Genomic DNA, 24,928 nt, shown 5'->3' on the forward strand with positions numbered 1-24,928 from the left:
GGCGATGAAGAAGCTATTTACCGGCTACAGGCTCGGCGATATCACGCTGAAAAACCGCTTTATCATGGCGCCCATGACGCGCTCCCGCGCACGGGACGAGCATGCTGATGCCTTAACGGCACTTTATTACGCACAACGTGCCAGCGCCGGATTAATTATTTCTGAAGGTTTACCGGTCTCTCGTGAAGGCACTGGCTATCTCTTTAATCCGGGGATCTATCTCGACAGTCATGTTGAAGCCTGGCTGCCCGTCACACAGGGCGTGCATAAGAAAGGAGGAAAAATATTTGCTCAGCTCTGGCATGTTGGACGGGTATCTCATACCAGCCTCCAGCCTGAGGGGCAGCCCCCTGTCAGCGCCGTCGCCGTTCAGGGTGGCAGCGCCTTTGCCTGGGATGAAAATGGTGAACCTGCAACGGTTCCTGCAAGCCCGCCCCGCGCCCTGCTGACTGAAGAGATTAAGCAGATAGTGGCTGATTTTCGCAAGGCCGCTGCCAACGCCATTTCGGCGGGGTTTGATGGCGTGGAGGTGCATGGTGCCAATGGCTATCTCATTGAACAATTCATTAATCCTGTACTGAATACGCGCGATGACGGCTATGGCGGCGGAAGCCTGGCAAGCCGTACGCGCCTTCTTCTGGAAATTGTTGACGCCATTTCAGATGAAATTGGTACAAGCCGGACGGGCGTGCGCCTTTCCCCCTGTAATCAACTTCAGGACATGGCTCCTTACGCCGATACCTCAGAAACCTATCTTTATATCGGTAAGGAGCTTAGCCGCAGAGGGATAGCTTATGTCCACCTGATGGCCCAGGGGCCCGTGATGTTTAACGGCCTGTTGCGCGATTTCCGAAAGGTATGGCGTGGCACGCTTATCCTCGCCGGTGGCCTTACTCCCGTTCAGGCCGCGGCACTTATCGACGATGGGCTGACCGATCTTGCGGCTTTTGGCAGTCCGTTTATCGCCAATCCAGATTTTGTTGAGCGGGTCCGCAAGGGCTGGCCACTCACTATGGCCAGGCGCAGTTCCTATTACGGCGGGGGGGAAGAAGGCTATACCGACTATCCCTTCCATGGTGAGGATCATGTCTGAGGCGCAGCCAGTGAAACTCCAGGCACCACTAACCTGCTATTAGCCAAACTTAATGGCATTGCGTCAGGATGCACCAGAAAACGCGCGTCAGCTTCATCAATTACGCTGTTTCAAACAATATTTGCAGATAACTGTACACAGGAGAACACGATGACATCTTCAAACGGCTTCAAGCATGTGGGCTTTCTTACCCGTAAAAAGGGACAGAGCTTTGAGGAGTTTGTAAAGCACTGGGATGAAGTACACACGGAAATTGCACTGCGTTTACCGGGATTACGGGGCTACGTCCTTAACCCTGTCGATCGTGAAAAATACCCGGATGCACCGGTCGATGGGTTCTCTGAATTATGGTTCGACTCCATTGAGGATGCCGTGGCCGCCTTTGACTCGCCGGTTGGTCAGGAAGCCTTCCGGGATGTGCCGAACTTTGTCGATAGTGCCGCCATCACCTACATCACCGAAATCAGAAAACGTTAAGACATCACTCTTAGCCAGCGTTCGCGCTGGTTAACACCGGACCGTCAAAATGACCCCATCAGACAGTGAAATCTCGAAAATGCCACCGGCTCTCTCAACGCATGCCGGATATGCCCGGATCTTTCAGCCGGGAAAACTCACCTTTGGCTTCATAATGCCACTGGAAGGGTATCCATTCTCTCCCTGGCCTACGATGCATCAGCATCTTGAACTCGCGAGTAAGGCCGACAGCGCTGGATTCAGCAGCCTTTGGTTACGCGATGTGCCTTTCTTCGATCCGGCTTTTGGTGATACCGGCCAGATTCTGGACCCGATGGTTTATCTTGGTGCCCTGGCGACGACCACGAAGCAGATAACTCTAGGTACTACAGGGATTGTTCTTCCCCTTCGCGATCCTGTGATAACGGCCAAACAGGCAATGTCAGTGGATTTTCTCTCTCACGGCCGGTTTGTTATGGGACTTTCTACCGGTGACCGCCCGACTGAGTATCCCGCATTTGGCGCGAATTATGATAATCGAGCAGCGCGCTACCGCGATGCATGGGATTTGATTGAGACACTGACGCAAAAGAATTTCCCCAAAGCAAAATCTGAGTTTTATGGCGAGTTAAACGGCAACCTCACGATGATGCCCAAGCCTGTCAGTAAGAAAATCCCCACAATCGTAGTGGGCCGCGCGCGACAGGAAATTAGCTGGATAGCTGAACGCAGCGATGGCTGGATATGGCACATCGGTGATTTTGGACAACTTTCTGATCTCATCACCTGGTGGCGCTCATTACTCCCTGCTGGTGTATTTAAACCTTACGGGTATGCCACCTTCTTTGATTTGGACGAAAATCCCGACCTCCCTCTACAGCAGGGTTTCAACGGCATCCGGACAGGCAGAAATGCACTGATAAACCTGTGGAAAACGCAGGAATCCCAGGGCGTATCGCATATTGCCCTTAACCTCAAGCCTGCCCGCCGACCCGCCGCAGATATCCTGCAGGAGATGGCAGAATTTGTATTACCTCACTTTCCAGGCGCTGTACAGAAAGGAGATACTCAATGATTACCCCTCTTAGCCGCTCAGATGCACTCGGTTTTATGGAAAAACTTCGCAAAAACTGGGAATCCGGCCTCTGGGCCGATGCGGAAGACTTTATGGCTGATACGGTCAAACTCAGAAGCAGCCACAAAGGCATGCTTCATGGTAAAGAAGCCTTAATCGCAGCACTACGTGAAGATACAATGTCTGAAAAGCATCTGAATCTGGTTACTTCTAATTATTATGCAGCTGCGAACGGAGAAGGGACCGCCATGGTAAGCGCCTATCTGTATGGTGAGGTGGCGCCAGGCGCAAAATATAATCCCGTTGCCCTTTTTGGTGCAGTGTTGCGACTGACGCTGAAAGCAGAGTCTGACGGCTGGAAGCTTACCGAAGTGCTTATAAACATTGGCTGGGCGGAAGGTGACAGTGATTATCTGGTTAACTGGCGTCTGCCTCCTGGGCAGCAGGGGTGGCGTCCGGGAGATGCCCCACCTGTTCTGGTCAGTGAGCTGGATTCCCCCTGGCATTGCATTGCGCACAACCAGATAAAGGCGACTGAAGAAGAGCAAATTGAGGAGTCGTATTCACGCTATTCGTGGGGGATCGACCAGAATGATTTTAGCCAGTTCCGCACCTGTTACACCGTAGATGCTTGCGGACAATTTCCTCCTCTGGGACCCTTAAACGGCCTGCACAATATTGTCGGATCGCTGAAAGAGTTTCGTCGTCACTGGCCATGGATGCAGCATTATGGCGTCCCACTAAAAATTACCCTTGGAACTGACGGTAAAACGGCTGAAATGTGGACGGGCCGCTTAATCCCCGGGCAGATAAAAAATGAGAATGGTGAGTGGATGTACGGTGCTCACTATCGAATCGAGCTTCGCAAAGAAGAGGGTTTGTGGAAGTTCAGCTGGAGCGAGTACGTTCCCGGTTGGTTCACTGAAGAGAATCCTCCATTTCTGAACTGAAACTCTTGGCGCCTTTTTTGGGCAATTAAGCTTTCAGGCTTTGAAGGCTTAATTGTTAAGTCGTTGTTTGAAGTAAAAATCCCCTCAGCCACTACAATTCATAAAGACAATTGCTAATATCCCGAAAAATATCACCGGTGAAAGTTATGAGATTCGATCGGGTCATCCCTTTACTCCGCTATAAAAGTACAAAAAAGCACCTTAAGTACAATATTTCCGTTTCCCAAACGGGGCCCTATAAGGTCTTGCCAGGGGTATCAAGAGTGCCAGATCAAGTCCGGGCTAATACAGACTACGCTATACAAGAGATATTATTTATCTGGCTTTTCCAACGTGGTCCAGCTTGATCTCTATGATCAATCATTGGGCTACTTCCATGAGTAATTCTGGTTCATCATTCTTGTTGGCAAAAAAAGCATAAAATGACATGCCAATTTCATCCCCTTTAGCCGCAATCCTGGCTTCACATACCTTCACTGTCTTCGCTCGAATGATGGCTCTCATGACCTATCCCTGGTGTGGTTGCGGAGGCCCCTGACTATCACACAGCGGTTAACGAGAGGGGTAGGTCAAAATTTAGCCTTAACGTACAATAATGCTCGATATCCAAACTGACCCCTGTATGCAGACTATGGGGAAACATTTGATGGCATCGCCTATGACAGCAGGCATCGCCGATATAAGAAATGCTACGCTTTCTGGCGTCAGCCAGGGAGAACGATCCCTTTCAGAGATACACCGGGGGGAATGTGGACATTGAGGGAATACAAAGAGTATGACTCCGCGATATTCCCCTCTGGCTGGGCAGAATCTTATATGACGGGCGAAGCATTGCTTGAAGAGGGGCTAAACTTCCAGATTGCCTCAGACCCGTACTGATGACAGAGGGGCACCGTTGCGCCCCTCTTTTTAACCTGCCATCTGCTGACCAAAAAGATGGGCGTTACGCACCAACACGGCCATCTCTTTTTCGTTTGCGCCGTTCTGTAATATCTCAATGGGGGTTCTGTAAACGCCCTCATCATGCACATCGATCGGCGTTTTCAGATGATTCAGCATCAACATTGGGTGAAGCGCAGGATCATAGGCACTCATCACCTCTTCAAAGCCGGGCAGTAAACCCGCTTCAGTAAACTGGAAACGTGGGTAGATAAAATCGCCGTTCTGTTTAAAGGCCAGCAGCCTGTTCTTTTTCACACGGGCATTCACGCCTTGCCGGGAAATACCCAGAATATTCGCGACATCATTCACTTTGAGGGTGCCGCCCAATGCCTGAAGCTGCTCGTAGAATTTTTCCAGGTTTTCACGGCGACGGCGGGCCTTACGCAGTTCACTGTCGGGTACCCGGGTGTTTTGCTCGAGCATCGTCGTGTATAAACGCTGGATTAACGTTTTATCATCCAGGCTGACCGCGTTCATGGCCTCTGCCTTGTCTTCAAATTCAGGCATTAAGGCCAGTGCTATGTTGTTGATGCGCTTAAGCAGGTTAAGCTGATACTCATTCAATTTGGCCGCATGTGTCATAAATTACCCCTCTTGAATGTACAGTATACAGCCAGTTTACCAGTTACTAAAGTCGTTATCTGTTATTAGTAAAGCATTACGGCGAATTGTGCAATTCGCACACAGAAATCACGACAGCGCAGGCACATCATAGCTCTCTTCCATTGCCCCTCGTATCCGCGATAGATTCACCCTAAACTCACCTAAATGATTCCATACTTGGAAGGTATGGAATCATTTTCACAAGCGCGCTATGCTGAACAAAATCTTACGGAGAAATGGCCATGATCAAAGGCTTCAGTGAAGATAAAGCCGCAGAAAACTGCTCGGCTGAAACCATCGCTTACCTGAACGCGACACTCGCGACCCCGATTGAGCAGCTGGAAGATTATTCCGATAACGATCCGCCGTTCAGCAAAGCGTTCATGCTGTTTACCCGGTTGTCACTGATGGTCACACGCCGCCGCCCGGAGCTGGGGGTGCATTGTATTCTGATCCACGTCATGCCGAAAATTGCTGACCTGCCGATCTCAAAAATCACCAAAGTCACGGTGAACCGGCTGACCAACCCGCTGATTATGCAAGGGAAAATTGTGCAGAGTAAGCGCGTGTTTTCCCTGATGAAACAGTTTCTGGCCTGGTGTGTTTATCAGGGCTACCTGGAGCAATCGCCGGTTGGGGACATCCCGATCAATAAAGTCGGCGGCACGGCACCCGCGCCCCGCGAGCGCACCCTGTCAGACGCTGAAATCTGGGTGTTCTGGCACATCTGGGATTACCACAATGTCAGCGAATCCACCCGCTGGGCTTCCCGGTTGGTGCTGGCCGCCGCGCGCCGCCCGGATGAGGTGCTGCGCGCCAGGGTCAGCGAGTTTGATCTGGAAAATAACATGTGGAACCAGGGCAACCGCAATAAATCCCACCGTGATCACCGTCTGCCCATCAGCCCGATCATGAAACTCTGCATTGAAAAGCTGATTGCGGCGGGTAAAGGCAGTGAATGGCTGGTGCCGTCCAACAAAAAGCCCAACGCGCCGATGTCCAAAGTGGTGCTCAGCCAGGCGTTACGGCGGATGACCAGTGACCCGACCATGCCGGCGCTGGACCCTTTTTCACCACGCGATTTACGCCGGACGGCCAGGAGTTGCCTGGCGTCACTCAATGTCACCAGCGATGTTTCGCGTAAAATCCTTAACCAGAGTCTGGTCGGGCTGGACCGCACCTATGACCGGCACGACTATATTGAGCAGATGCAGGACGCGCTGTGCAAATACTCTGACTTTCTTTTCACATTGATAGAGCATGATGGCGTAGGCGAACTGAACCATAAATACAAAGGCGATCGCCTTGATGTGGGAAATAGCCGGTTAGGGTAAAATCCATTTTATTTACCCTAACCGGCGTGAGGCGGAAAAATAGACTAGGTGCGGGTGAGTGCGTTATTTTCCTGCTGCTCAAGGGCCGATTTCGCCACCTGATAACAGGCATTCACATGGGCATTGCCCACATATTTCATGGCGGTAAAACCAATGCCCGCGGCAATAATCTGGCCGGCGAACGGCACATATTTTACCAGTTGCTTTGAGGCCATTTTCACGCCCACTTTTTTCAGCAGCCTGATCACCAAATCACGGGTAATTGAATGCCCGATCACCTTGGAGCCAATGCTGCCGGCAGTGGTCAGCACCAGGGCTTTGGTGGTTGGGTCCAGCGCCTCGATATCCGCTTCTGACAGCTCAAACTTCTTGCTGATCGCCGGTAACATCTCCAGCAAAATCGCGGCATCGGAGCCGACATCGATCCCCGGCAGCGGCACGGCAGACGCCACCCCCGAAAGTGATGAACGGCGGGTGACCAGGCGATAGCAGTCATCACGGACTTTATTGAGTTCTTCCATTGTCTTGATCATGCGGGCACCCCGTTTTGCGTCAACATGGAAATAAGTATAGCTAAGGTTCTGGTTTTCCGCGTTTTCCGGCGTTTCGCCTGATGTTTTTTCGCGCATTTTTATCGGGCGTGCGGTGTGCGGCGGCTAAAAGGCGAGCTGCATACTGCTTAAAAAATATTCATCGCGCAACGGCCCGTTGCCTCTTGCCCGCTGTATTTATTTACAGTAATTTAGTGGTTTGACTACCCCCCACCGTGAAGACACTATGATTTACCTTAAATGGTTTAGTCTCTGTTACCTTTGTATCGTCTTTTTATCACTGGGATATAGCTTTGCCAGAGCCTCGCAGGACAGGGAAACCCCGGCCGCCCAGAGCTGGGCGAGCGCCCGCCGGGACTCCGCCCGCCTGGCGCCGGACCCGGCCGCATTCAGTAAAATCGCCATTGTGCAAGTCTATGCCGCACCCACTTATGGCTGGCGCGGGAAGGTGGCGCTGCACCCGTGGATCATCTTTAAACGGGCGGGTGAAACCCAATACACCCGCTACGATGTGATCGGCTGGGGCGGCAATAATGTGGTGCGCCGTAACTACGCGATCCCGGACGGCTTCTGGTTCGGCTCACAGCCTGCGCTGCTGGCCTCCCATCAGGGCGTGGATGCTGAAGCGATGATCCCGCGGATTGAGGCGGCTATCGAACGTTATCCGTTCCCGCACACCTATCACGCCTGGCCCGGCCCCAACAGCAACACCTTTATGGCGCACATTGGCCGGGAAGTGCCTGAACTGGCGCTGGATCTGCCGTCCAATGCCATCGGCAAGGATTACCGGCCGCTGCTTAGCCCGGTAGGGCTGCCGCCTTCCGGCCGGGGGGTGCAGGTGTCGTTGCTGGGCGTGCTCGGCGTCACGGCCGGGGCGCAGGAAGGGCTGGAGTTCAACATCCTGGGCCTGAATCTTGGGGTGGACATCGCTTCGCCGGCGCTGCGCTTGCCGTTTATCGGCCGTGTCGGCTTCACCGGTACACCGGCCGTGGCCGGGAAGGAATAACGCCGGGCAGCCTTTTCTGCGCGGCTTTCCCCCAACTCACTGTGAGCTGTTACACTTATATCACGTTCACAGGGGGTATAATGAAACTAGGCTTTGCATGTAAATATCTTGATTCTGACCTGAAACAGGCTTACCCGTTCCGGGCCACCACCCGCAAGCGTTTTCTCAGTTTACCTGCTGAAGAACAGAAAAAGCTGATTTATGATCTCTCCGTGGTTAATTTAACCAACCTCTATTTAACGCTGGAGCAATTGGCTTTATTACCGGAAGCTTTAAGGATGATGCGCATCGGCAGCGATCTGTTGCCGTTATATACCGTACCGGAAGCCACGCCGATCTATAATGATTTCCTGCCGGAGCTATACCCGTTATTTACCCGCTGCGGCGAGATTGCCCGGCAGTATAATATCCGGCTCTCTTTCCACCCTGGGCAATATTCAGTGCTGGCATCGGATACGCCATTGGTGGTCGAGCGGGCGATTGAGGATGTCGAATACCATGCGCTGTGCGCAACCTTAATGGGGTACGGCAAAACCTTCCAGGATTTTAAAATCAATATCCACATGAATGGCCGGAAAGGGTTTGCAGGATTCCAGGCAGCATTCGGGCAGCTCAGCGAAGCCGCGAGGCGGATGCTGACAGTGGAAAATGATGAGATCTCCTGCTCGCTGGATGACGTGCTGCAAGCGGCCCCTCTCTGCCCGATCGTGCTGGACATCCACCACAACTGGGTAAAAGAGAATGAATTCATTATGCCGGATGATCCGCGCGTGGCGCAGGTGATTGCCTCCTGGCGCGGCGTCAGGCCGGTGCTGCACTACTCTATTTCGCAGGAAGGCCTGATCCCGGAGCAGGGTTTCCCGGACCAGCTGGTGCTGGGGCTGCCAAAGACCAAACTGCGGGCGCACTCCGATTACTACTTCAATAACACCCTGAATGACTGGGCGCTGTCGTTTGGTGAGTTCGACATTATGTGTGAGGTGAAAATGAAAAACCTCGCCAGAGACGGGCTGTATAACCACGCGCAACGCCGCGGGATCATCCAGTAATGCCCCACCGGGCCGACGCCGTGTCAGCCCGGTGGCCTGCGCCGTTACTCAACGGCGATCGGTTTTTCGTCCACCTGGACTTTCTCGTCACCCTGAATCCGGGTGATCCGCTGTTGCACCTGCTTCACCGCGTCAGCATCTTTCAACAGTGAGTAGGTCAGCACAAATTCAGTGCTCTGCCCCGGCTGCAACTGCTTCACCCGGCCCTGCTCTTTCTCAATTGTCACCGGGTAGGCGTAGTTGGTGCCCGGCTCAATGCCGGTTACGTAGCCCTGCTTCTGGGTATCGGTGTTCTTCCACATCGTCAGCAGCGGCAACTGGCGGGTATCAAACTCAATTGCGGCACCTTTGTCCCCTTTGCTGTTCACCACGGCCGCCACGGTTTTGCTGTTGCTGTCCGCTTTCGGCACCAGGTTAAACACCATTTCATCGAAATCTTTGGTCGGCGCGCCGTAGACATTCCAGTCCGCCAGCCCTTTTTTCGCATAGTCATTGAACGGCGAAACCGATTTCAGCGGGGCCAGGAAACGCGCGTCTTTTTCCAGGATCGGCATCCCGAAGTTGCTGTGATAAATAATCTGATAATCATGCGGATAGTCCGCTTTATTGGTCAGCACATCATGAAGGGTGAAGGAGTCCGCGCCCGGCACGTAGCGCAGCTCCGTCCAGGTTTCGAGTTTGGCTTTTTTGAATGTCGTCTCTTTCAGCAGGCCCCGGATACGGATTTCATGCGGTGCCTGGTCATCGACAATCACTTCGACTTTTGAGGCCGGGGTGTTGCCCGCTTTGCCGTGCAGGGTGTAGATCATGCCGTCTTTGGTGACCGGGTGGCCGGTCCACTCAAAGCCGCAACGCACCATCATCTCATTGAACCCTTCCAGCCAGCCCAGCCCGTTGCGGCTCTCCAGGTTGATATAGGCGGGGTTAACCACTTCATCCACCGGCGAATCCCAGCCGAGGCGCACGCCGTGGCCGTTCACATGCAACAGATCCATGCCGCGGGTCGGGCTGAGGGTGATGGTCAGGCCGTTTTCACTGGTGAGGGTCAGCACTTTTGAGCCTTCCTGCTTGCCGCCATGCAACACTTTCTGTTGCAGGCTGAAGGGCTCACTCGACAATTTCAGCTGTTGGCTGCTGACCTGCCAGTTTCCCAGCTCGGTACTGCTTTCAGCATCTGTCAGCACCCAGCTTTGTGCCGCCGCCTGCCCACTGATTGCCGCCATGATCATCCCTGCCAGACACGCTTTTTTCATTTTCTTCACCCTGTTGCTGAATTGATTTAGCTAACGAGCCGCAAGAGTACAAACAGCGGCCGGTGGAAAACGTGACTGGCATCACCGCACCCGGTATCCGGGCATTTTAGCGCTGATAAACGTGAATGGTGTCACTTAACACCCTGAATCATTACTTTTTTGCAGCACTTTCTGTAACGTAAATCACTCTTTATTCACAGGATATTAAAACGATTCAGCCCGCTATCGCTGTTCGCGGCGGGCTTAACCCGATGCGGATAACCGGCAATAAATGTTGATTAATCCGTTACATAAAGCCCGCAGGCCTGAGGGGCACTAATCCGGTATACAGACCCGCAGCCGGTGGCCGTCCGGGTCACACGCCACAAAGGTTCGGCCAAATACCGCATCATGCGGCGGCTGTTCAATCTCCACCCCCAGCCCGGCCAGCGGGCGTACAGCGCCTCAACCTCCTGCCGGTCTTTTACCATAATGCTCAGTTCGGTGGCCGGGCCGGGGCCACCTGAGGCAAAATCCCTGGCATGGGTCGACCACAGCCCCAGATGCAGGCCATTGTCAAAAGCAAAGGCGGCCCAGGTCGGCAGCACGACTTCGGGCGCGCGCTCAAACAATTTTTCATAAAAGGCACTGCTCGCCGGGGGGCTGGCAACATAGAGAATGAACAGGTTCGGCATTATCATGGGGTTTTCTCCTTCAGGAATGGAGGCCACACTCTGTCACGGAGCAATGACAAAACATGTCAGCATCAGGCATTAACCGGGCGGAACGCCTGTTGAACCTGCTTCAGCATTTACGCCGCCGCCGTTACCCGGTCAGCGGGCAGCAGCTTGCCGGGGAACTGGGCATCAGCCTGCGTACCCTCTACCGGGATATCGCCTCCCTCAACGCGCAGGGCGCGGACATCCGCGGCGAAGCCGGGCTGGGCTACGTCCTGCATGCCGATAACCTGCTGCCGCCGATGATGTTTTCCCGTGATGAGATGGATGCGCTGCTGCTCGGCATCCATTGGGTGACGCGGCACGGCGACCCGGCCTTAAGCCTCGCCGCCCAGGATGCGCTGGCAAAAATTCACGCGGTGCTGCCGGAATGCGCCCGGCAGTCGGTGCATTCGCAACGTGTGTTGGCCGGCCCGCCTGAACAGCCGGTGTCGACACGGTTCCAGGCTGAACTGCGCGAGGCGATCCACGGCCGCTATAAAGTGGCACTGATATACCGGACGGCGCAGGCTGAGGCGTCAGAGCGGGTGATCTGGCCGGTGACATTGGGCTATTTTGATGCTGCCACCCTGCTGGTGGGCTGGTGTGAGTTGCGCCGGGCTTTCCGCCACTTCAGAACCGACAGAATAGACGCGCTGAGGGTGCTGGCGCAGCGCTACCCCAGCTCCCACCCGGCGCTGCTGCAGGCGTGGAAAACACAACAGGGGATTGTAGTGGATGGGCCGTAGCCGCATGGCCGCCCTGCGGCTGGTCACAGGGCGGCCTGACAGGATCAGGACGGCAGCTCACTCTCTTTAATGTCGGCGATTGGGCCGAGGATATCGCGGTTGAAATCACGCAGCGGCTCGCCCTGGCGGACGCGCTCAGGCCAGTCGTGGTTAGCCAGCGCGCCGCGGCCCAGTGCGATCAAATCTGCGCCCTGTTGCAGGCTCAGTTCCGCTTCCGCTACCTGATGCAGGCTGCCGTTGGCTATCAGCGTCACACCCGGCGCGAATTTACGTGCCAGCGCCACCAGCGACAGCGGGTTGTCAGCAAACGCCGGCTTCCACGCCTCGTACTCCGTCACGTGGATATAATCCACGCCAGACGCCGCCAGCAGCGTGAACACCGTGCAGGCATCCTCTTCGCCGTTCGCCCATTTATGGTGGAAATCATTCACCTTGCCCTGCGAAATGCGGATCCCGACCGGGATATCCTGGCCCACGCGGGCGCGGACAGCCTTGATCACCTCGAGGATCACACGCAAACGCCCGGCGGTGTCTCCGCCCCAGGCGTCGGTGCGCAGGTTGGTGTGCGCCGTCAGGAACTGGTCGAGCAAATAGCCGTTTGCGCCGTGAATTTCCACCCCGTCAAAGCCCGCTTCACGCACAGCCCGCTCTGCGGCATCGGCAAAATGCGTGATGATCGCCTGAATCTCTGCTTCCTCCAGTGCGCGCGGCACCGGGTAGCGCCCCTCGCCGCGGTAAAAGGTGAGCTGCTCCCCGGCGGGCTGTACCGCTGAAGGGGCGACGCTGCCTGAACGGTGGGCGTTCCCCTGCGACAACGCACCGGCATGCTGGATCTGGGCAATGATCCGGCTGCCCTGCGCGTGGACGGCGTCGGTAATGCTGCGCCAGGCGCCCGCCTGTTTGCTGGTGACCATGCCTGACTGGAACGCGTAAGTCTGCGACCATTCTGCATCGATATAGATGCCTTCGCTGATCACCAGGCCAAAGCCGCCACGGGCGAAGTCCTGGTAATAGGCTTTCATCCGTTCACTGGCGATGCCGTCTTCCGAGGCGCTGACGCGGGTCATGGGCGCGACCACCAGGCGGTTTTTAAGCGGGCGGCCGTTCAGGGTGAAGGGGCTGAAAAGGGGTGAAGCAGTCATGGTGTCTCCGGGGGTCTGATTTATCTCTCCCTGCAATATAATCCGTCCCGATCCCCGTTTGAATCTCCTATCCGGATAGGCCGGTATAACCTTTCACGTTATACTGGCCGCTCTTACCCTGTGATCTCCGGGAGCGTGTGACAAGATGAACCTCAGCGATGTGCACCTGTTTCTGGTGATCGCCGAAAGCGGCAGTATGGCGCAGGCTGCGCGCCGCCTTAACCTGTCGCCGATGTCCGTTTCACGGCGGCTGGCGCTGCTGGAACACGAAGTGGGCAAGCGGCTGATCCAGCGCACCACCCGCGCCCTGTCGCTGACGCAGGAGGGCGAAGAGTTTATCCCTTACGCCAGGGCGATGACGGACGCCGAAGCCAGCGCCAAGGCCCTGTTTATGCCGGAAGCGCAGGGCGCGGGCGGGCTGTTGCGCATCACAGCCCCTTCCGGGTTGGGCCGCAGGACGATTGTGCCGCTGATCCCCGATCTGCTGCTGAATAACCCGGAAATGCGGGTCGATTTGCAGCTCAATGATGAAGTGGTGGACATCGTCAGCCGCGGTATTGATGTGGCCGTCCGGGTCGCCCCACTGCGGGACTCCAGCCTGGTGGCGCGGAAAATCGCGGATAACCCGCGCATCCTGTGCGCCTCGCCTGATTACCTCGCCCGCCACGGCAAGCCGGGCGTCCTCAGCGATCTCCGCGCCCATAACTGCCTCAGGCTGACCAACGTGCTGAACTGGTCATTCGAGGTGGACAGGCAGATCATCAGCCACAGCGTGGACGGGCGCTTCACGTCCAGTAACGTTGAGGGCATCAGGGCGTTATGCATTCAGGGGCTGGGGCTTTCCCAGCTGACGTACTGGGATGTGAAAGAGGAGTTAAGCCAGGGCAGCCTGGTTGAGATTGCGTTGGGTGATGCCGCCCCGCAGCCGCTCTCCATCTGGGCCGTGTTACCCACCGCGCGTTATCTGCCGCGCCGGGTGACGCTGTTTATCGACGCCCTGAAAACCGCGCTGAGGCCGGTGGCCGGGGTATAGCCGAAAGTTGACTAAAATCAGGGATATCGTGAATCCCCGGCTGGTGCGTAAGGCGCTACCCTACAACAAACCACACAAAGGGCAATCGGATGAAAAAGGTAGTCATCGCGCTGGCGATGGGGGCATTCGGGCTGGGTATGGCCGAATTCGGCATGATGGGCGTATTGACGGAGCTGGCGCACGACGTGCAGATCCCGATCCCTGACGCCGGGAATATGATTTCGTTTTACGCGCTCGGCGTGGTCATCGGCGCGCCGGTGATGGCGCTGGTTTCCAATAAGTTCTCGCTGAAAAGCCAGTTGCTGTTTCTGGTGGCGCTGTGCGTGCTCGGCAATGCGCTGTTCGCCTGCTCCTCCTCCTATCTGATGCTGGTTATCGGCCGGCTGCTGTCGGGCTTTCCGCACGGGGCCTTCTTTGGCGTCGGGGCGATTATGCTGACGAAAGTCGCCCGCCCCGGCAGGGTCACCGCCGCGGTGGCGGGCATGGTCTCGGGGATGACGCTGGCGAACCTGGTCGGCATTCCGCTCGGCACCTGGCTGAGCCATGAATTCAGCTGGCGCGCGCCGTTTTTGCTGATTGCGGCGTTCTTCCTCGCGGTATTGCTGGCGGTGATACGCTGGATCCCCACGCTCTCGGACACCTCCACGGCCAAACTCCGCGAACAGTTCCGGTTTTTGAAATCACCCGCGCCTTGGTTGATCTTTCTGGCCACCCTGTTGGGTAACGCCGGGGTGTTTGCCTGGTTCAGCTACATCAAACCGGTGATGCTGGGTGTCTCCGGCTTCGCGGAAGCGGCGATGCCGGCCATTATGATGCTGGCCGGGCTGGGCATGGTGCTGGGGAACCTGGCAAGTGCCCGATTATCTGCCCGTGTCCCTCCGCTGCGTATCGCGGTGATTACCGACCTGGTGATTGTTATCTCGCTGGTGATGATTTTCTTCTTCTCCGCGCACCAGGCGGCCTCGCTCAGCTTCGCGTTTATCAGCTGCGCCGGGCTGTTTGCGCTCTCGGCACCGCTGCAAATCCTGCTGCTGCAAAATGCGAAAGGCGGTGAAATGCTCGGCGCGGCGGGCGGGCAGATCGCCTTCAACCTCGGCAGCGCGCTGGGCGCATTCTGCGGCGGGCTGATGATCACCCTGGATTTCGCGTACAACTACGTCGCCCTGCCGGCGGCGCTGCTGTCGCTGTCGGCCATGCTGTCGTTAATGCTGTATGGGCGTTTGACTACCCCAAACCGCACAAATATCAACTCGCCGGCGCAGGAAAGGCACTAGGCTGTTTGCCCTTGCCCATTTCACCGGGCACGCTATTTCATGACAAAGAGAAGATAACGATGGCTCAGCTATTTACACCGTTCACGCTGAAAAGCGTGACACTCAAAAACCGTATTGCCGTACCCCCGATGTGCCAATACTCGGCGGTTGACGGTCTGGTAAATGACTGGCACCGGGTACACTACGCCGGGCTGGCACGCGGCGGCGCGGGTCTGGTGATCGTCGAGGCAACTGCGGTGGCCCCGGAAGGGCGCATCACCCCAGGGGATCTCGGCATCTGGAATGATGAGCAGGCGGCAGAGCTGGCGAACATCGCCAAAGCAATCAAAGAGGCAGGTGCCGTGCCGGGCATCCAGATCGCCCATGCCGGGCGTAAAGCCAGCGCGAATGCGCCGTGGGAAGGCGACGACCATATCCCGGAAGGCGATGCCCGTGGCTGGGAAACCCTGTCACCGTCTGCGGTCGCGTTCGGCAAAAACCTGCCGAAAGTGCCGAAAGCCATGACCAAAGCGGACATCCAGCGCGTCACGGAGGATTTCGTGGCAGCCGCGCGCCGCGCGCGTGATGCCGGGTTCGAGTGGCTGGAACTGCACTTCGCCCACGGCTATCTGGCACAGAGCTTCTTCTCAGTGCACGCCAACCAGCGTACCGACGAATACGGCGGTGATTTCACCGGCCGCAGCCGCTTCCTGATTGAAACCTTCGACGCCGTGCGCGCCGAGTGGCCGCAGGATCTGCCGCTGACCGCCCGTTTTGGTGTGATTGAGTATGACGGCCGCGACGAGGAAACCCTGTCGGAGGCGATTGCCCTGACCAACATCCTGCGCGAAAAAGGGCTGGATATGCTGAACGTCAGCGTCGGCTTCTCCACGCCGGACAGTAACATTCCGTGGGGGCCGGGCTTCCTGGCACCGGTGGCCCGCCGTGTTCGCAACGAAGCAGACCTGCCGGTTGCCTCCTCCTGGGGCGTGGAAGCGGCTTCCGTTGCGGAACGCTGCATTGCCGAAGGGGATATGGACCTGGTGATGATTGGCCGCGCCATGCTGGCTGACCCGCACTACAGCTACCGTCTGGCGCAGCAACTCCAGGTGGAGAAACCCTCCTGGGTGCTGCCGGCCCCTTACGCACACTGGCTGGAGCGTTACCGGATCGGCGAGTAATCGCCGCGATACGTGTATGCAGGGCGGCCGGTGGCCGCCCTTTTTTTTCGCCGTTAACACCCGGCGGCGATGAAATCCCCGTTGGCGCTGACCGGGATCACCGAGGTAAACAGCACCAGCGCAAACAGCATCAGCAGCGCGCCGCCGCACATCATCACGCCACGGGCCACCGGCGGCAGATAACGCCCTGCCAGCCCGCCCGGCGCGGCAATAATCCGTTCCCGCGCGTGGTGCACCAGCGTCGCCAGCAGTGTGACGGCCAGGGCCGTGCCGAGCGCCATCGCCATCACCGCGATCATGCCCCAGGTAAACATGCCGAGGGCATTGGCAAACACCAGGATCAGAATCGCGCCGCTGCAAGGCCGGATGCCGATGGCCGCGATCACCCACAGGGCGTTTTTCCCGCCGGTATCCGGCGGGTGAGAATGCCCGCAACCGCAGCCCGCGTCATGCTGCGCACTGCCGCGCCCATTCACCCCGGCGGCGCGCAGCATCACCACCAGCCCGAACGCGGCGATCAGCAATGCGCTGATTTTCTCCACCCAGTAGCGGCTGCGGCTGAGATCGCCCATCGAGAAATTAAACAGCACCGCCAGCACCAGCACGAACAGGATCGCGGTCACCCCCTGCGTCAGGCTGCCGAGCAGGGTGATGATCCGGCTGGTGTTCAGTTGCTGCCGGTGGCTGGCCAGATAGGTGGTGATAACAAATTTACCGTGGCCCGGCCCCACTGCGTGCAGCACCCCGTAGAGAAAACTGCACAGCGTCAGCATCAGCCCGCCGCTGGCCTGGTGGTTATGCTGTTGCAGCAGATAGAGCACCAGAGAGCGGTGCAGGTAAATCTGCGCATTGAGGCAGGCCTGGATAAAGTCCGGCCAGTAGCGGCTGAGCAGCGCCGACGCGGCAGCCAGCAGGAGTGCGCCGGTCGCGAGCATGGCGAGGGCGGCAGGGTTGGCATTTTTCAGTGACAGACTCTTCATCAGGCAGCCCCAATAGTGGTTGACCTGTTGACTATAGTTGCCCGTGTCCGTCTGCGCCGCCCCGCCAGCCCGGCGGTGGTCACCGCCAGTACTGAAAACAGCACCAGCGCGCCACCGGGCGCAAGCACTGCCCAGCCTGCACGCTCGAGGTACGGCATCCCTTCGGCCAGCACCCGCCCCCACTCCGGCGCGGGCGGCGGTGCGCCCAGCCCCAGGAAACCGAGCGCCGCCAGCGCCAGCACAATCCCCGGCAGCCGTAACATCGCATGGCGCAGCAACGGCCCGCTCAGCGCCGGAAGCAGATAACGCAGCGTCCGCCGCCACGGGCCGACCCCCAGCACCGGCAGAATGCGGATATGCGGCTGGGCGTTGATCTCGCTGACCAGCGCGGCGGTGTGCGCCGCCAGCGGTGCCCAACTGGTGGCCATCACCGCCAGCGCCGCGCCCCCGGCGGTCGGGCCGTTCACCGCCGCCACCACCAGCCCGGCAATCACCGGCGGCATGGCGTTGGCGACCTCCACCGGGCCGCTGCTCAGGCGCGGAAACAGCCCGGCCAGCAGCCCGATCGCCAGGCTGGCAAACGTCACCGCCAGCGCCAGCGCACAGGTATGCAGCGCGCCATGCGCAACCCGCGCCAGCAGATCGCGCCCGGTGGCATCCGCCCCGAACGGCAGATCCCAGCCGGGCGGCTGCAAGCGCATAAACATCGGCGTGACAGGGTCACGCGGCAGGCCGGCGATAACCGTAATGAGCAGCAGCAGCGCACACGCAGCCGGGACGATCCACGCCCCCGGCGGCAGGCGGGGCGCCGGCATGGCAGCCGGTAACGCCCCGGCGTGCAGTGCCGGGCCAAGCAGTGCGCGCCGTCCCAGATTGGCCGCTGCACCGACGCCACACGCCAGCAGCAACAGCAGCAGCAGGCCGGTCTGCAACGCCGGGAGATCCTGCGCCGCCACCGCGCCCAGTGTGGCGCGCCCCAGCCCCGGAATGGCGAACACTTTTTCCACCGCCATTGCCCCGCCGGTCAGCCCGATGATCACCAGCCCGACCTGTGACAGCAGCCCCGGCAGCGTGCGCCGGAACACTGCCGCGGCAATCTGGCTGCGCGGCACACCGGCCATCTGCCAGGTCAACAGCCATTTCTCATGGAAGGTGGCGGCGAACGCATCAGAAAAGAGCCGCCCCAGCAGCCCCCCGGCCGGGATCCCCAGCGCCAGCGCCGGTAACACCGCATGGTGCAGGCTGCGCCAGCCAAAGGGCGGGAACGCCTGAAGCCAGACCGCCCCCACCAGCAACAACAGGGAGGCCAGCAAAAACTCCGGCAAGGCGGTCAGCGCGGCGGGCACGCTGCCGCCGGGGCGCTGCGCCCGGCCTTTCAGCCCGGCCAGAAACGGGCGCAGGCAGATAAGCCCGGCCACCAGCACGGCCACCAGCAGCGCAAACGCCATCAGCGTCAGGGAGACACCGGCTGCCTGCAACATCCCCGGCCCGACCGGCTGGCCGGACACCCAGGAGGTGCCGGCATCGCCGTGCAGCAGGCCGCGCAGCCACTGTTGCAGCAGTGCCGGCGGCCCTTGTTCCAGCCCGAGCGCCTCGCGGATGGCGTTGAGTGTCTCCGGTGTCGCCTCCTGATCGCCGGATCGCGCCCGCAGCAGCGCCAGCGCCGGATCGCGGCCGGAGAGCCACGGCAACATCCCCACCAGCGCCACCACCGCGCCCAGCGTGACGAGGCGTGACAGCAGCGGCAACAGCCTGTCTGCCCCCAGGCAGAATCGATGAAAAACGCGCACGGCTTAGTCCGTTAACACTGTGGTGTCAGAGGTGACCAGCATCCGTTCACGCGGATCGCGCGCCGCCTCGCGTACGCCCGCCGCTTCGCCCTGGATAACCCGTTCATGCAGCAGCGGCAGGGCCGCATCAGAGGCCAGAATCCGCTGCTCGGCCGCCATGATCGCCTGCCGCCGTTCAGCCCCGGCCGGGATGGCCGCCGCCTGCTCCAGCGCCTGATCGATGCGCGCATCACAGAGTTGCGACAGGTTAAACGACCCTTTACAGGCGAAATCGCTGTAGAGATAGGCCACCGGGTCGCCTGAGTCCAGCACCGTGGCGCGGGAGAGGATAAAGGCATCGAACTTGCCTGCCAGCGCGTCCGCTTCGATATGCGCGTACTCCCGCACCACCTGTTTCACCGTGAACCCGGCGGCGCTGAGCTGCTGGGCGAGATAGGTCGCGACTTCCGGCAGTTCGGCACGGTCACTGAAGGTCGCCAGGGTGATGGTCGCGCCGTTGGGTGACGCCGGTGCAGTGGGTGCGGCCACCGGTTGACGCAACGCGGCCGCCCACGGCAGCGCCGGGCCAAGCAGCCCGTCGGCACGGTCAGCGCGGCGTTCGTAGACGTTGTCGATCAGTTGCTGCCGGTTAAGTGCCTGACGTGCCGCCGCCCGCAATGCCGGGTCACGGAACGGGCCGGTGCGGCTGTTGAGGTACAGGGTATTGGTGCGCGGCATCGGCACTTCATGCACCCGTTGCGGGTCGAGCAGCGCCACCTGTGACACCGGCACCGCCTCGACGATGTCCGCGGTGTGGGTACGCAGGGCGGCGGCGCGCGCGGTGCCGTCCGGCACAAAGGCCACATCAATGCCCGCCGCGCGTGCTTTGGTGCCCCAGTAATGCGCAAAACGGTCGAGCCGGGCGCTGCTGGTGCCGTTGACCTGCGTCAGCACAAACGGCCCGGTGCCGGCTTTCACCGGGTTGACCACGCCGTTTTTGCCATAGGCGGAAGGCGCGAGGATGGCGAGTTGCGGGCTGGAGAGCCGCTGCGGGATCAGCGGGTCAGGCCGGGCGGTGGTGACGATCACGTTGTGATCACCGTCCGCCACCGCGTCCAGGGTCACGCCGTCGAGGATGCGCGGTTTCGGCGCGGCATGGGCGGCGGTGGTCAGCGCATTCACCACACTGGCGGCGGTCAGTGGGCTGCCGTCGTGGAACTGCACGCCTTCGCGCAAGGTAAAACGCCAGCGCCGGGCATCAAGCTGTTGCCAGTGGGTCGCCAGCGCCGGTTGCGCCTCGCCTAATGGGTCCAGCGTCACCAGGGTTTCCGCCGTGCGCCAGCGGGAGAGCTTAAAGGCGTCGTCACTCAGCGGCGTCAGCCCGGAACGCGGCGGCTGAAGCATCGCCAGCCGGATCCGCGGCCCGTCGTCCTCCTGCGTTTCCGGCGGCGGTTCATTGAAACAGCCTGACAGCAACAGCATTCCGGCCAGCAGACCGGCCTTCGGCAGGGAAAAAAACGGGTTATTCACGGGATTGTCCTTTTTAACGCTCAGGAGGCGAGGCGCGGGGCCGTCAGCCGGGGAACCGCAGCCAGCAGGGCGCGGGTACAAGGGTGGGCCGGGCCGGCCAGTAACTGGGCGGTGGGGCGATCTTCCACGATCTGCCCCTGCTCCAGCACCACCATCCGCGGGCACAGGGCGGCCACGCAGGCCATATCATGGGAGACCATCAGCATCCCCATGCCGGTTTCCGCCGCCAGGTGGGCGAACAGCGCGGTAATCTGCTCACGCAGCGGCAAATCCAGGCTGCTGAGCGGCTCATCCGCCAGCAAAAAGTCGGGCCGCAGGATGATGGCGCGGGCGATCGCCACCCGCTGCGCCTGCCCGCCCGAGAGCTGCCCGGCGCACTGGTGCGCGATGCTGCCCGCCAGCCCGACCTGATCCAGCACCTCGGCGATGCGTCGTGCCGGGTCACGTTCATGGCCCAACCGGCGCAACGGCTCAAGCAACAGATCGCTGACGCGCATCTGTGGGTGCAGGCTGGTGGCCGGGTCCTGCGGGATGTATTGCACGCGGCGTCGGTAGTCGCGCAGCGAGCGCACCGACCCCGGCCGCACCGGCTGTTGTAAGCAGCAGATGGTGCCTTGCGTGGCCGGGGCCAGCGCCAGCAGCAGGTTCAGCAGTGTGGATTTGCCGCTGCCGGAGCGCCCCACCAGCCCGATGCGCTCGCCCGCCTGCATATGCAGCGTGATGTCATGCAGCAGCGGCTGGGCGGTGTGCGGCGGGCGGTAGCTTACGCTGTCCATTGTCAGGAAAGGCATCGTCATAGCGCCCTCACCGCAGGCATCGCCGGGTGCAGCGGGGCAATCGCCTCCCCCGCGCGGCGGGCGGCGCTCACCAGCTCACGGGTATAGGGGTGTTGCGGGGCGTGGGTCAGCTGGTCAAAGGTGCCCTGCTCCACGATCCGCCCTTGCGCCATCACCAGCGCGCGTTGGCATAAATGGGCCGCGAGCACGATATCGTGGGTGATAAACAGCAGTGCAGGCGGTTCCGGTTGGGCGGTCAGGCGGGTCAGCGCGGCCACCACATGCTGCTGGGTGGTGAGATCCAGCGCGGTGGTCGGCTCATCGGCCACCACCAGCCGGTGGCGGCAGGCCAGCGCCAGCGCAATGCAGACCCGCTGGCGCTGGCCGCCGGAGAGTTGCATCGGGTAACGGGACAGGATGGCCGCCGGGTCGTCAAAATCCACCTCGCGCAGCAGCGACGCAGCCCGCGCGGCGGCGTCGCCCGGCTGGGTCGCCAGCACCTTCATCAGTTGCTTGCCGACCGTCACCAGCGGGTTGAGCGCAGAGGCGGAGTCCTGAAAAATCGCGGCCACCCGCTGCCCGGCTGCGCGCCGGGCTGGGTGCAGCCCTGCTACCTCATGGCCGTCAAGGCGTACACTGCCGCGCCAGGTGGCCTCTGGCGGCAGCACGCCGAGCAGCGCCCCGGCCGTCAGGGATTTTCCGCAACCGGACGCGCCAATCAGCGCCACCCGCTCACCGGCCCGCAGGCTAAACGAGAGCGGCGACAGTTTTTCCTCACCGGCAATCGCCAGTGAAAACGCTGAAACAACCAATAACTCTGCGGTTCCGTTCGCCAAAACGTCTGCCCTTTATCCAAATTCTGCTTCTTGATATGTAATAACATAACAATTTGTCCACAGAGCTTGCAACCACGGCTTACCGGAAAAGGCAAAATTCAGGCATAAAAAAGGGAAGCGATGCCTCCCTGTGGGGGTTAGCGCAGCAAGGGATTGCCGCTGCCGGTCAGCCCCGGCTGGGCGCTGAACCAGAGGAACAGCCCGGTCGCCAGCAGCAACAGCCCCCCGGCGAGGGTCAGGGAGGCGCGGCCGATACGCCGCCAGGCGGGCACCGGGCCGCTGCGCAGGTTGCGCATCAACAGCCGCTGGAGGCTGTGCACGCCCAATGCCAGCAGCGAAATGGTCAGCGAGGTGCCGAACGCCATCACAAACGCCGCCACCACGCCCCAGAGGTAAGCGCCGATCACCTTGGCGAACAGCAGCATCATGATGGCGCCCGAGCAAGGGCGCAGCCCCATCGACAGCACCAGCGCGACGCGGGTGCGCCAATCCCCCGCCGCCGCCAGTGCCTCATCGGTCGGCATATGGCGGTGGCCACAGCCGCAGTGTTCGCTGTGCACATGCGGCTCCCCCTTCAGCGGCCGCAATGCCCGGAACGGCTGCCGCAGGCTGTGCCACTGTTGGCGCAGCGCCCTGAATGCGCGGCCCATCAACAGCACGCCCAGCCCCATTACCAGCAGGTAACTGCCGCGCTCCAGCCAGAAACTGCTCTGGTGCAACTGGCGGGAGGAGAGATCAAACACGCCGAGCAGCAGCGTCACCAGCGCCACCGCCACGCTGCCCTGCAACAGCGACGCGGCAAAGGTCAGGCGCAGGCTACTTTTCAACCGGGAGGGGTGGGTCGCCAGATAGGTGGTGATCACCAGTTTGCCGTGCCCCGGCCCGGCTGCGTGGAGGATGCCGTACAACAGGCTGAACAGCACCAGAACCAGCCCGGCGCGTTGCGGCTCGGCCCTGACCTGCTGCATCAGCGCGGCGATCTGCCCGTTCAGGCTGCGCTGCCACTGGGTGCCCTGCCACAACAGCGAGGGCCAGTGCTGCATCAGCCACAACCCGCCCAGCAGCAGCACGGCTGCCAGCAACAGCAGCGGCCAGAGCTGGAGCCAACGGCGGCGGCGTAACGTCTGTGTCTGGGAAATCACTGGCATGTCAGGGTCACCTTCTGGGCAAACTGGCGGCCGAGATCCATGTCTTCCGGCGGCGCATCGGCTTTATCCAGCGACAGGGCATAGTTCTGGAGCGAGGCGTCAGGCGTTGGGGTGTCCAGCGTAATGGTGCAGGCGTCCATCTCCGGCGGGAGGTGCAGGCTGGCGGCGTTTTCATAATGCATATCAACGAAATAGGTTGGGTCAAAGGTGGAGAAGGTATACGTCTGGCCTTTGAGCGGCTGCGGCGTGGCCAGCGGCAGCACATACTCCAGCACCGCCTTATGCCCTTCACGCAGCAGGCGGTAAGAGGGCGGCAGGTTATGGAATTTGACCCGCTGGCCGCCATGGTAGAACTCGGTGAAATAGTGCTGGCCCAACACGTTGGCCATCACCTCAGCGGCGAGCTTTTTCCATACTTCCGAGTCGGGCGGCGCGTCCCCGGCGTCATACAGCAGATCGGCAGAAGTGATTTCATCCATCGTCCAGCGCATCTGCAGGCCGGTCAGCTGCGCATCCTGCTGGAGGAGCGTCGCCTGCATGGTGATAAAGCTGTGCGGGTGCGCCCACGCCAGCGGCGCGCAAACCGACAACAGCAGGGGCAGATAAGAGAGTCGCATAGTGCTACGGCGTCCTGGTTGTTAACCACAAGCGCGGACAATATCGGCTCCGGGCGGTGGTGGCAAGCGTGGGGAAAGCAGGCCCGCCGCCGCGGCGCCCTGTGCCATGTGGCACATCACCCGAATTTCTCGTTGCGCGTATGATACTCCGCAATTTATCCACATAGATTGCAAGGGATTCTTATGCCGCAACACTACACCAATGCTCTGACCCCGGCCTTAGTGGCGTCGATAAATGAACCTGTGTTTACCGCCGCTCAGCGTGCGGAGATGAACGACGACGCCCGAGCGCTGATAGCCACCCAGGAAGCATTCCATCGCGCGCATCCGGTAACGGCCATTTACCGCCTCGCCGTGGCAGGCAGCCTGACCCGCCGCGGCGGCGTGGCCGATGAGTTTAACCCTGACCCAGAACAGGGCTATAAAATCCGGCTCAGTGACGGCCAATGGGTGAGTGTGCTGACAGAAGGCTGCACCGTCACCTACCCGGACGGCAGCACCGCGCGGATTATCAGCAGTGCCGGCAGCCTGCACACCTACCAGGACCTGGGCGTGGCGCTGGTTGGCAGCCGCCTCGATAACGGCGATGAGATTATCAGCACGCCCCAGGGCAGCTGCTACCTCATCGCGCAGCAGGGCGTGCCGATGCCGGAGGATTTCCTGCACGTCACCGGGGCGTAAATCATGGGATACCGGCCCAATATTCACGGGCGCGGCAAAGCGCTCTCCTGTGATAAAACCACCACCGGCGCACGGCTGCTCCCCTCACTCCCGCTCGCCCAGTACAACGTTTATGGCCACGCAGTTATCCGGCGCGGCGATGTCACCACCGACTGCCCTAAGTGCGGCCGGCGCGGCCGGGTGATTGACGGCGACACGCGCTTTACCATTCATGGCAGCCCGGTGG

25 protein-coding genes and 1 pseudogene are annotated in these 24,928 nt (G+C 59.9%); 13 read left to right on the forward strand and 13 right to left on the reverse strand.

Annotated elements, in window-relative coordinates; all coding sequences use genetic code 11:
* Positions 1-4: 4 nt before the first annotated feature.
* The 4 genes from CYR52_RS18770 to CYR52_RS18785 all read left to right on the forward strand — a co-directional run bounded on the left by CYR52_RS18770 (position 5) and on the right by CYR52_RS18785 (position 3,574).
* Positions 5-1,093 (forward strand): alkene reductase, encoded by a 1,089-nt coding sequence (locus CYR52_RS18770; RefSeq protein WP_101829192.1) that lies wholly within the window; start codon positions 5-7, stop codon positions 1,091-1,093.
* A 150-nt stretch (positions 1,094-1,243) separates the two neighbouring features.
* Positions 1,244-1,570 carry an EthD family reductase gene (locus CYR52_RS18775; RefSeq protein ID WP_101829177.1) on the forward strand — a complete coding sequence of 109 codons (327 nt, stop codon included), beginning with the start codon at positions 1,244-1,246 and terminating at the stop codon, positions 1,568-1,570.
* A 49-nt stretch (positions 1,571-1,619) separates the two neighbouring features.
* The gene (locus CYR52_RS18780) at positions 1,620-2,624 is read left to right on the forward strand and encodes an LLM class oxidoreductase (protein WP_101829178.1); all 1,005 of its coding nucleotides are present in this window, start codon (positions 1,620-1,622) and stop codon (positions 2,622-2,624) included.
* Positions 2,621-3,574, forward strand: a complete 954-nt coding sequence (locus CYR52_RS18785; protein ID WP_101829179.1) for a nuclear transport factor 2 family protein — start codon at positions 2,621-2,623, stop codon at positions 3,572-3,574. The genes CYR52_RS18780 and CYR52_RS18785 overlap by 4 nt, the downstream gene beginning before the upstream one ends.
* A 363-nt stretch (positions 3,575-3,937) precedes the next feature.
* Here the strand turns inward: CYR52_RS18785 and CYR52_RS18790 are convergent.
* Both CYR52_RS18790 and CYR52_RS18795 read right to left on the reverse strand, forming a co-directional pair.
* Positions 3,938-4,078 (reverse strand): annotated as a pseudogene (locus CYR52_RS18790) (DUF6500 family protein); the annotation flags it as partial.
* Positions 4,079-4,483: 405 nt separating this feature from the next.
* The gene (locus CYR52_RS18795) at positions 4,484-5,098 is read right to left on the reverse strand and encodes a MerR family transcriptional regulator (protein WP_101829180.1); all 615 of its coding nucleotides are present in this window, start codon (positions 5,096-5,098) and stop codon (positions 4,484-4,486) included.
* Positions 5,099-5,361: 263 nt separating this feature from the next.
* Here CYR52_RS18795 and CYR52_RS18800 point away from each other — a divergent pair, with 263 nt between their 5' ends.
* Positions 5,362-6,453, forward strand: coding sequence for a tyrosine-type recombinase/integrase (locus CYR52_RS18800; RefSeq protein ID WP_101829181.1), 1,092 nt, complete (start codon positions 5,362-5,364; stop codon positions 6,451-6,453).
* Positions 6,454-6,497: 44 nt separating this feature from the next.
* Here the strand turns inward: CYR52_RS18800 and CYR52_RS18805 are convergent, their stop codons facing one another.
* Positions 6,498-6,986: a hypothetical protein gene (locus CYR52_RS18805; RefSeq protein ID WP_072929624.1), complete on the reverse strand. Its 489-nt coding sequence runs from the start codon at positions 6,984-6,986 to the stop codon at positions 6,498-6,500.
* A gap of 244 nt (positions 6,987-7,230) precedes the next feature.
* On the opposite strand from CYR52_RS18805, the gene CYR52_RS18810 reads away from it, so the two are divergent.
* Positions 7,231-8,010, forward strand: a complete 780-nt coding sequence (locus tag CYR52_RS18810) for a DUF3750 domain-containing protein (protein WP_072929233.1) — start codon at positions 7,231-7,233, stop codon at positions 8,008-8,010.
* Positions 8,011-8,090: 80 nt separating this feature from the next.
* Positions 8,091-9,059 (forward strand): apurinic/apyrimidinic endonuclease family protein, encoded by a 969-nt coding sequence (locus CYR52_RS18815; RefSeq protein ID WP_101829183.1) that lies wholly within the window; start codon positions 8,091-8,093, stop codon positions 9,057-9,059.
* Between the two features lie 44 nt (positions 9,060-9,103).
* Here CYR52_RS18815 and CYR52_RS18820 read toward each other — a convergent pair whose 3' ends face one another.
* Together CYR52_RS18820 and CYR52_RS18825 are read right to left on the reverse strand one after the other, a co-directional pair.
* Complete coding sequence (locus CYR52_RS18820) at positions 9,104-10,312, reverse strand: aldose 1-epimerase family protein (protein ID WP_101829184.1); 1,209 nt, start codon at positions 10,310-10,312, stop codon at positions 9,104-9,106.
* Positions 10,313-10,590: 278 nt separating this feature from the next.
* On the reverse strand, positions 10,591-10,986 hold the full coding sequence (locus tag CYR52_RS18825) for a VOC family protein (RefSeq protein WP_241522432.1): 396 nt from the start codon (positions 10,984-10,986) through the stop codon (positions 10,591-10,593).
* Between the two features lie 77 nt (positions 10,987-11,063).
* On the opposite strand from CYR52_RS18825, the gene CYR52_RS18830 reads away from it, so the two are divergent.
* Entirely contained in the window at positions 11,064-11,756 is a 693-nt protein-coding gene (locus CYR52_RS18830; protein WP_101829193.1) for a helix-turn-helix transcriptional regulator, read from the forward strand.
* A gap of 44 nt (positions 11,757-11,800) precedes the next feature.
* On the opposite strand, the gene CYR52_RS18835 is transcribed toward CYR52_RS18830, so the two are convergent.
* Positions 11,801-12,898: an oxidoreductase gene (locus tag CYR52_RS18835; RefSeq protein WP_101829185.1), complete on the reverse strand. Its 1,098-nt coding sequence runs from the start codon at positions 12,896-12,898 to the stop codon at positions 11,801-11,803.
* A 145-nt stretch (positions 12,899-13,043) separates the two neighbouring features.
* On the opposite strand from CYR52_RS18835, the gene CYR52_RS18840 reads away from it, so the two are divergent.
* The 3 genes from CYR52_RS18840 (at position 13,044) to CYR52_RS18850 (ending at position 16,365) form a co-directional block, all read left to right on the forward strand.
* A complete protein-coding gene (locus tag CYR52_RS18840) occupies positions 13,044-13,931 on the forward strand; it encodes a LysR family transcriptional regulator (protein WP_072929225.1) in 888 nt (295 codons plus the stop codon).
* An 89-nt stretch (positions 13,932-14,020) separates the two neighbouring features.
* A complete protein-coding gene (gene araJ, locus CYR52_RS18845) occupies positions 14,021-15,205 on the forward strand; it encodes an MFS transporter AraJ (protein ID WP_072929223.1) in 1,185 nt (394 codons plus the stop codon).
* Positions 15,206-15,264: 59 nt separating this feature from the next.
* Positions 15,265-16,365, forward strand: a complete 1,101-nt coding sequence (locus tag CYR52_RS18850; protein ID WP_072929221.1) for an NADH:flavin oxidoreductase/NADH oxidase — start codon at positions 15,265-15,267, stop codon at positions 16,363-16,365.
* Between the two features lie 53 nt (positions 16,366-16,418).
* Here the strand turns inward: CYR52_RS18850 and CYR52_RS18855 are convergent, their stop codons facing one another.
* The 7 genes from CYR52_RS18855 to CYR52_RS18885 form a co-directional block, all read right to left on the reverse strand.
* A complete protein-coding gene (locus CYR52_RS18855) occupies positions 16,419-17,345 on the reverse strand; it encodes a nickel/cobalt transporter (protein WP_101829186.1) in 927 nt (308 codons plus the stop codon).
* Positions 17,345-19,039, reverse strand: a complete 1,695-nt coding sequence (locus tag CYR52_RS18860) for an ABC transporter permease subunit (protein ID WP_101829194.1) — start codon at positions 19,037-19,039, stop codon at positions 17,345-17,347. Before CYR52_RS18860 ends, CYR52_RS18855 begins: the two co-directional genes overlap by 1 nt.
* A 99-nt stretch (positions 19,040-19,138) precedes the next feature.
* A complete protein-coding gene (locus CYR52_RS18865) occupies positions 19,139-20,596 on the reverse strand; it encodes an ABC transporter substrate-binding protein (protein WP_101829195.1) in 1,458 nt (485 codons plus the stop codon).
* Positions 20,597-20,664: 68 nt separating this feature from the next.
* Positions 20,665-21,441, reverse strand: a complete 777-nt coding sequence (locus CYR52_RS18870; RefSeq protein WP_101829187.1) for an ABC transporter ATP-binding protein — start codon at positions 21,439-21,441, stop codon at positions 20,665-20,667.
* Entirely contained in the window at positions 21,438-22,256 is an 819-nt protein-coding gene (locus CYR52_RS18875) for an ATP-binding cassette domain-containing protein (RefSeq protein ID WP_101829188.1), read from the reverse strand. Before CYR52_RS18875 ends, CYR52_RS18870 begins: the two co-directional genes overlap by 4 nt.
* A 137-nt stretch (positions 22,257-22,393) precedes the next feature.
* The gene (locus tag CYR52_RS18880; protein WP_101829189.1) at positions 22,394-23,404 is read right to left on the reverse strand and encodes a nickel/cobalt transporter; all 1,011 of its coding nucleotides are present in this window, start codon (positions 23,402-23,404) and stop codon (positions 22,394-22,396) included.
* Entirely contained in the window at positions 23,395-24,021 is a 627-nt protein-coding gene (locus CYR52_RS18885) for a DUF1007 family protein (RefSeq protein WP_101829190.1), read from the reverse strand. Before CYR52_RS18885 ends, CYR52_RS18880 begins: the two co-directional genes overlap by 10 nt.
* Before the next feature lie 183 nt (positions 24,022-24,204).
* Here CYR52_RS18885 and CYR52_RS18890 point away from each other — a divergent pair, with 183 nt between their 5' ends.
* Together CYR52_RS18890 and CYR52_RS18895 are read left to right on the forward strand one after the other, a co-directional pair.
* Complete coding sequence (locus CYR52_RS18890; protein ID WP_101829191.1) at positions 24,205-24,702, forward strand: hypothetical protein; 498 nt, start codon at positions 24,205-24,207, stop codon at positions 24,700-24,702.
* 3 nt (positions 24,703-24,705) lie between these two features.
* Positions 24,706-24,928: PAAR domain-containing protein (locus CYR52_RS18895; protein ID WP_175579001.1), on the forward strand; the 223-nt coding region annotated here is incomplete at its 3' end.

Origin of the sequence: Chimaeribacter arupi (assembly GCF_002858805.1) — a bacterium.
GTDB classification, from domain to species: Bacteria; Pseudomonadota; Gammaproteobacteria; order Enterobacterales; family Enterobacteriaceae; genus Chimaeribacter; species Chimaeribacter arupi.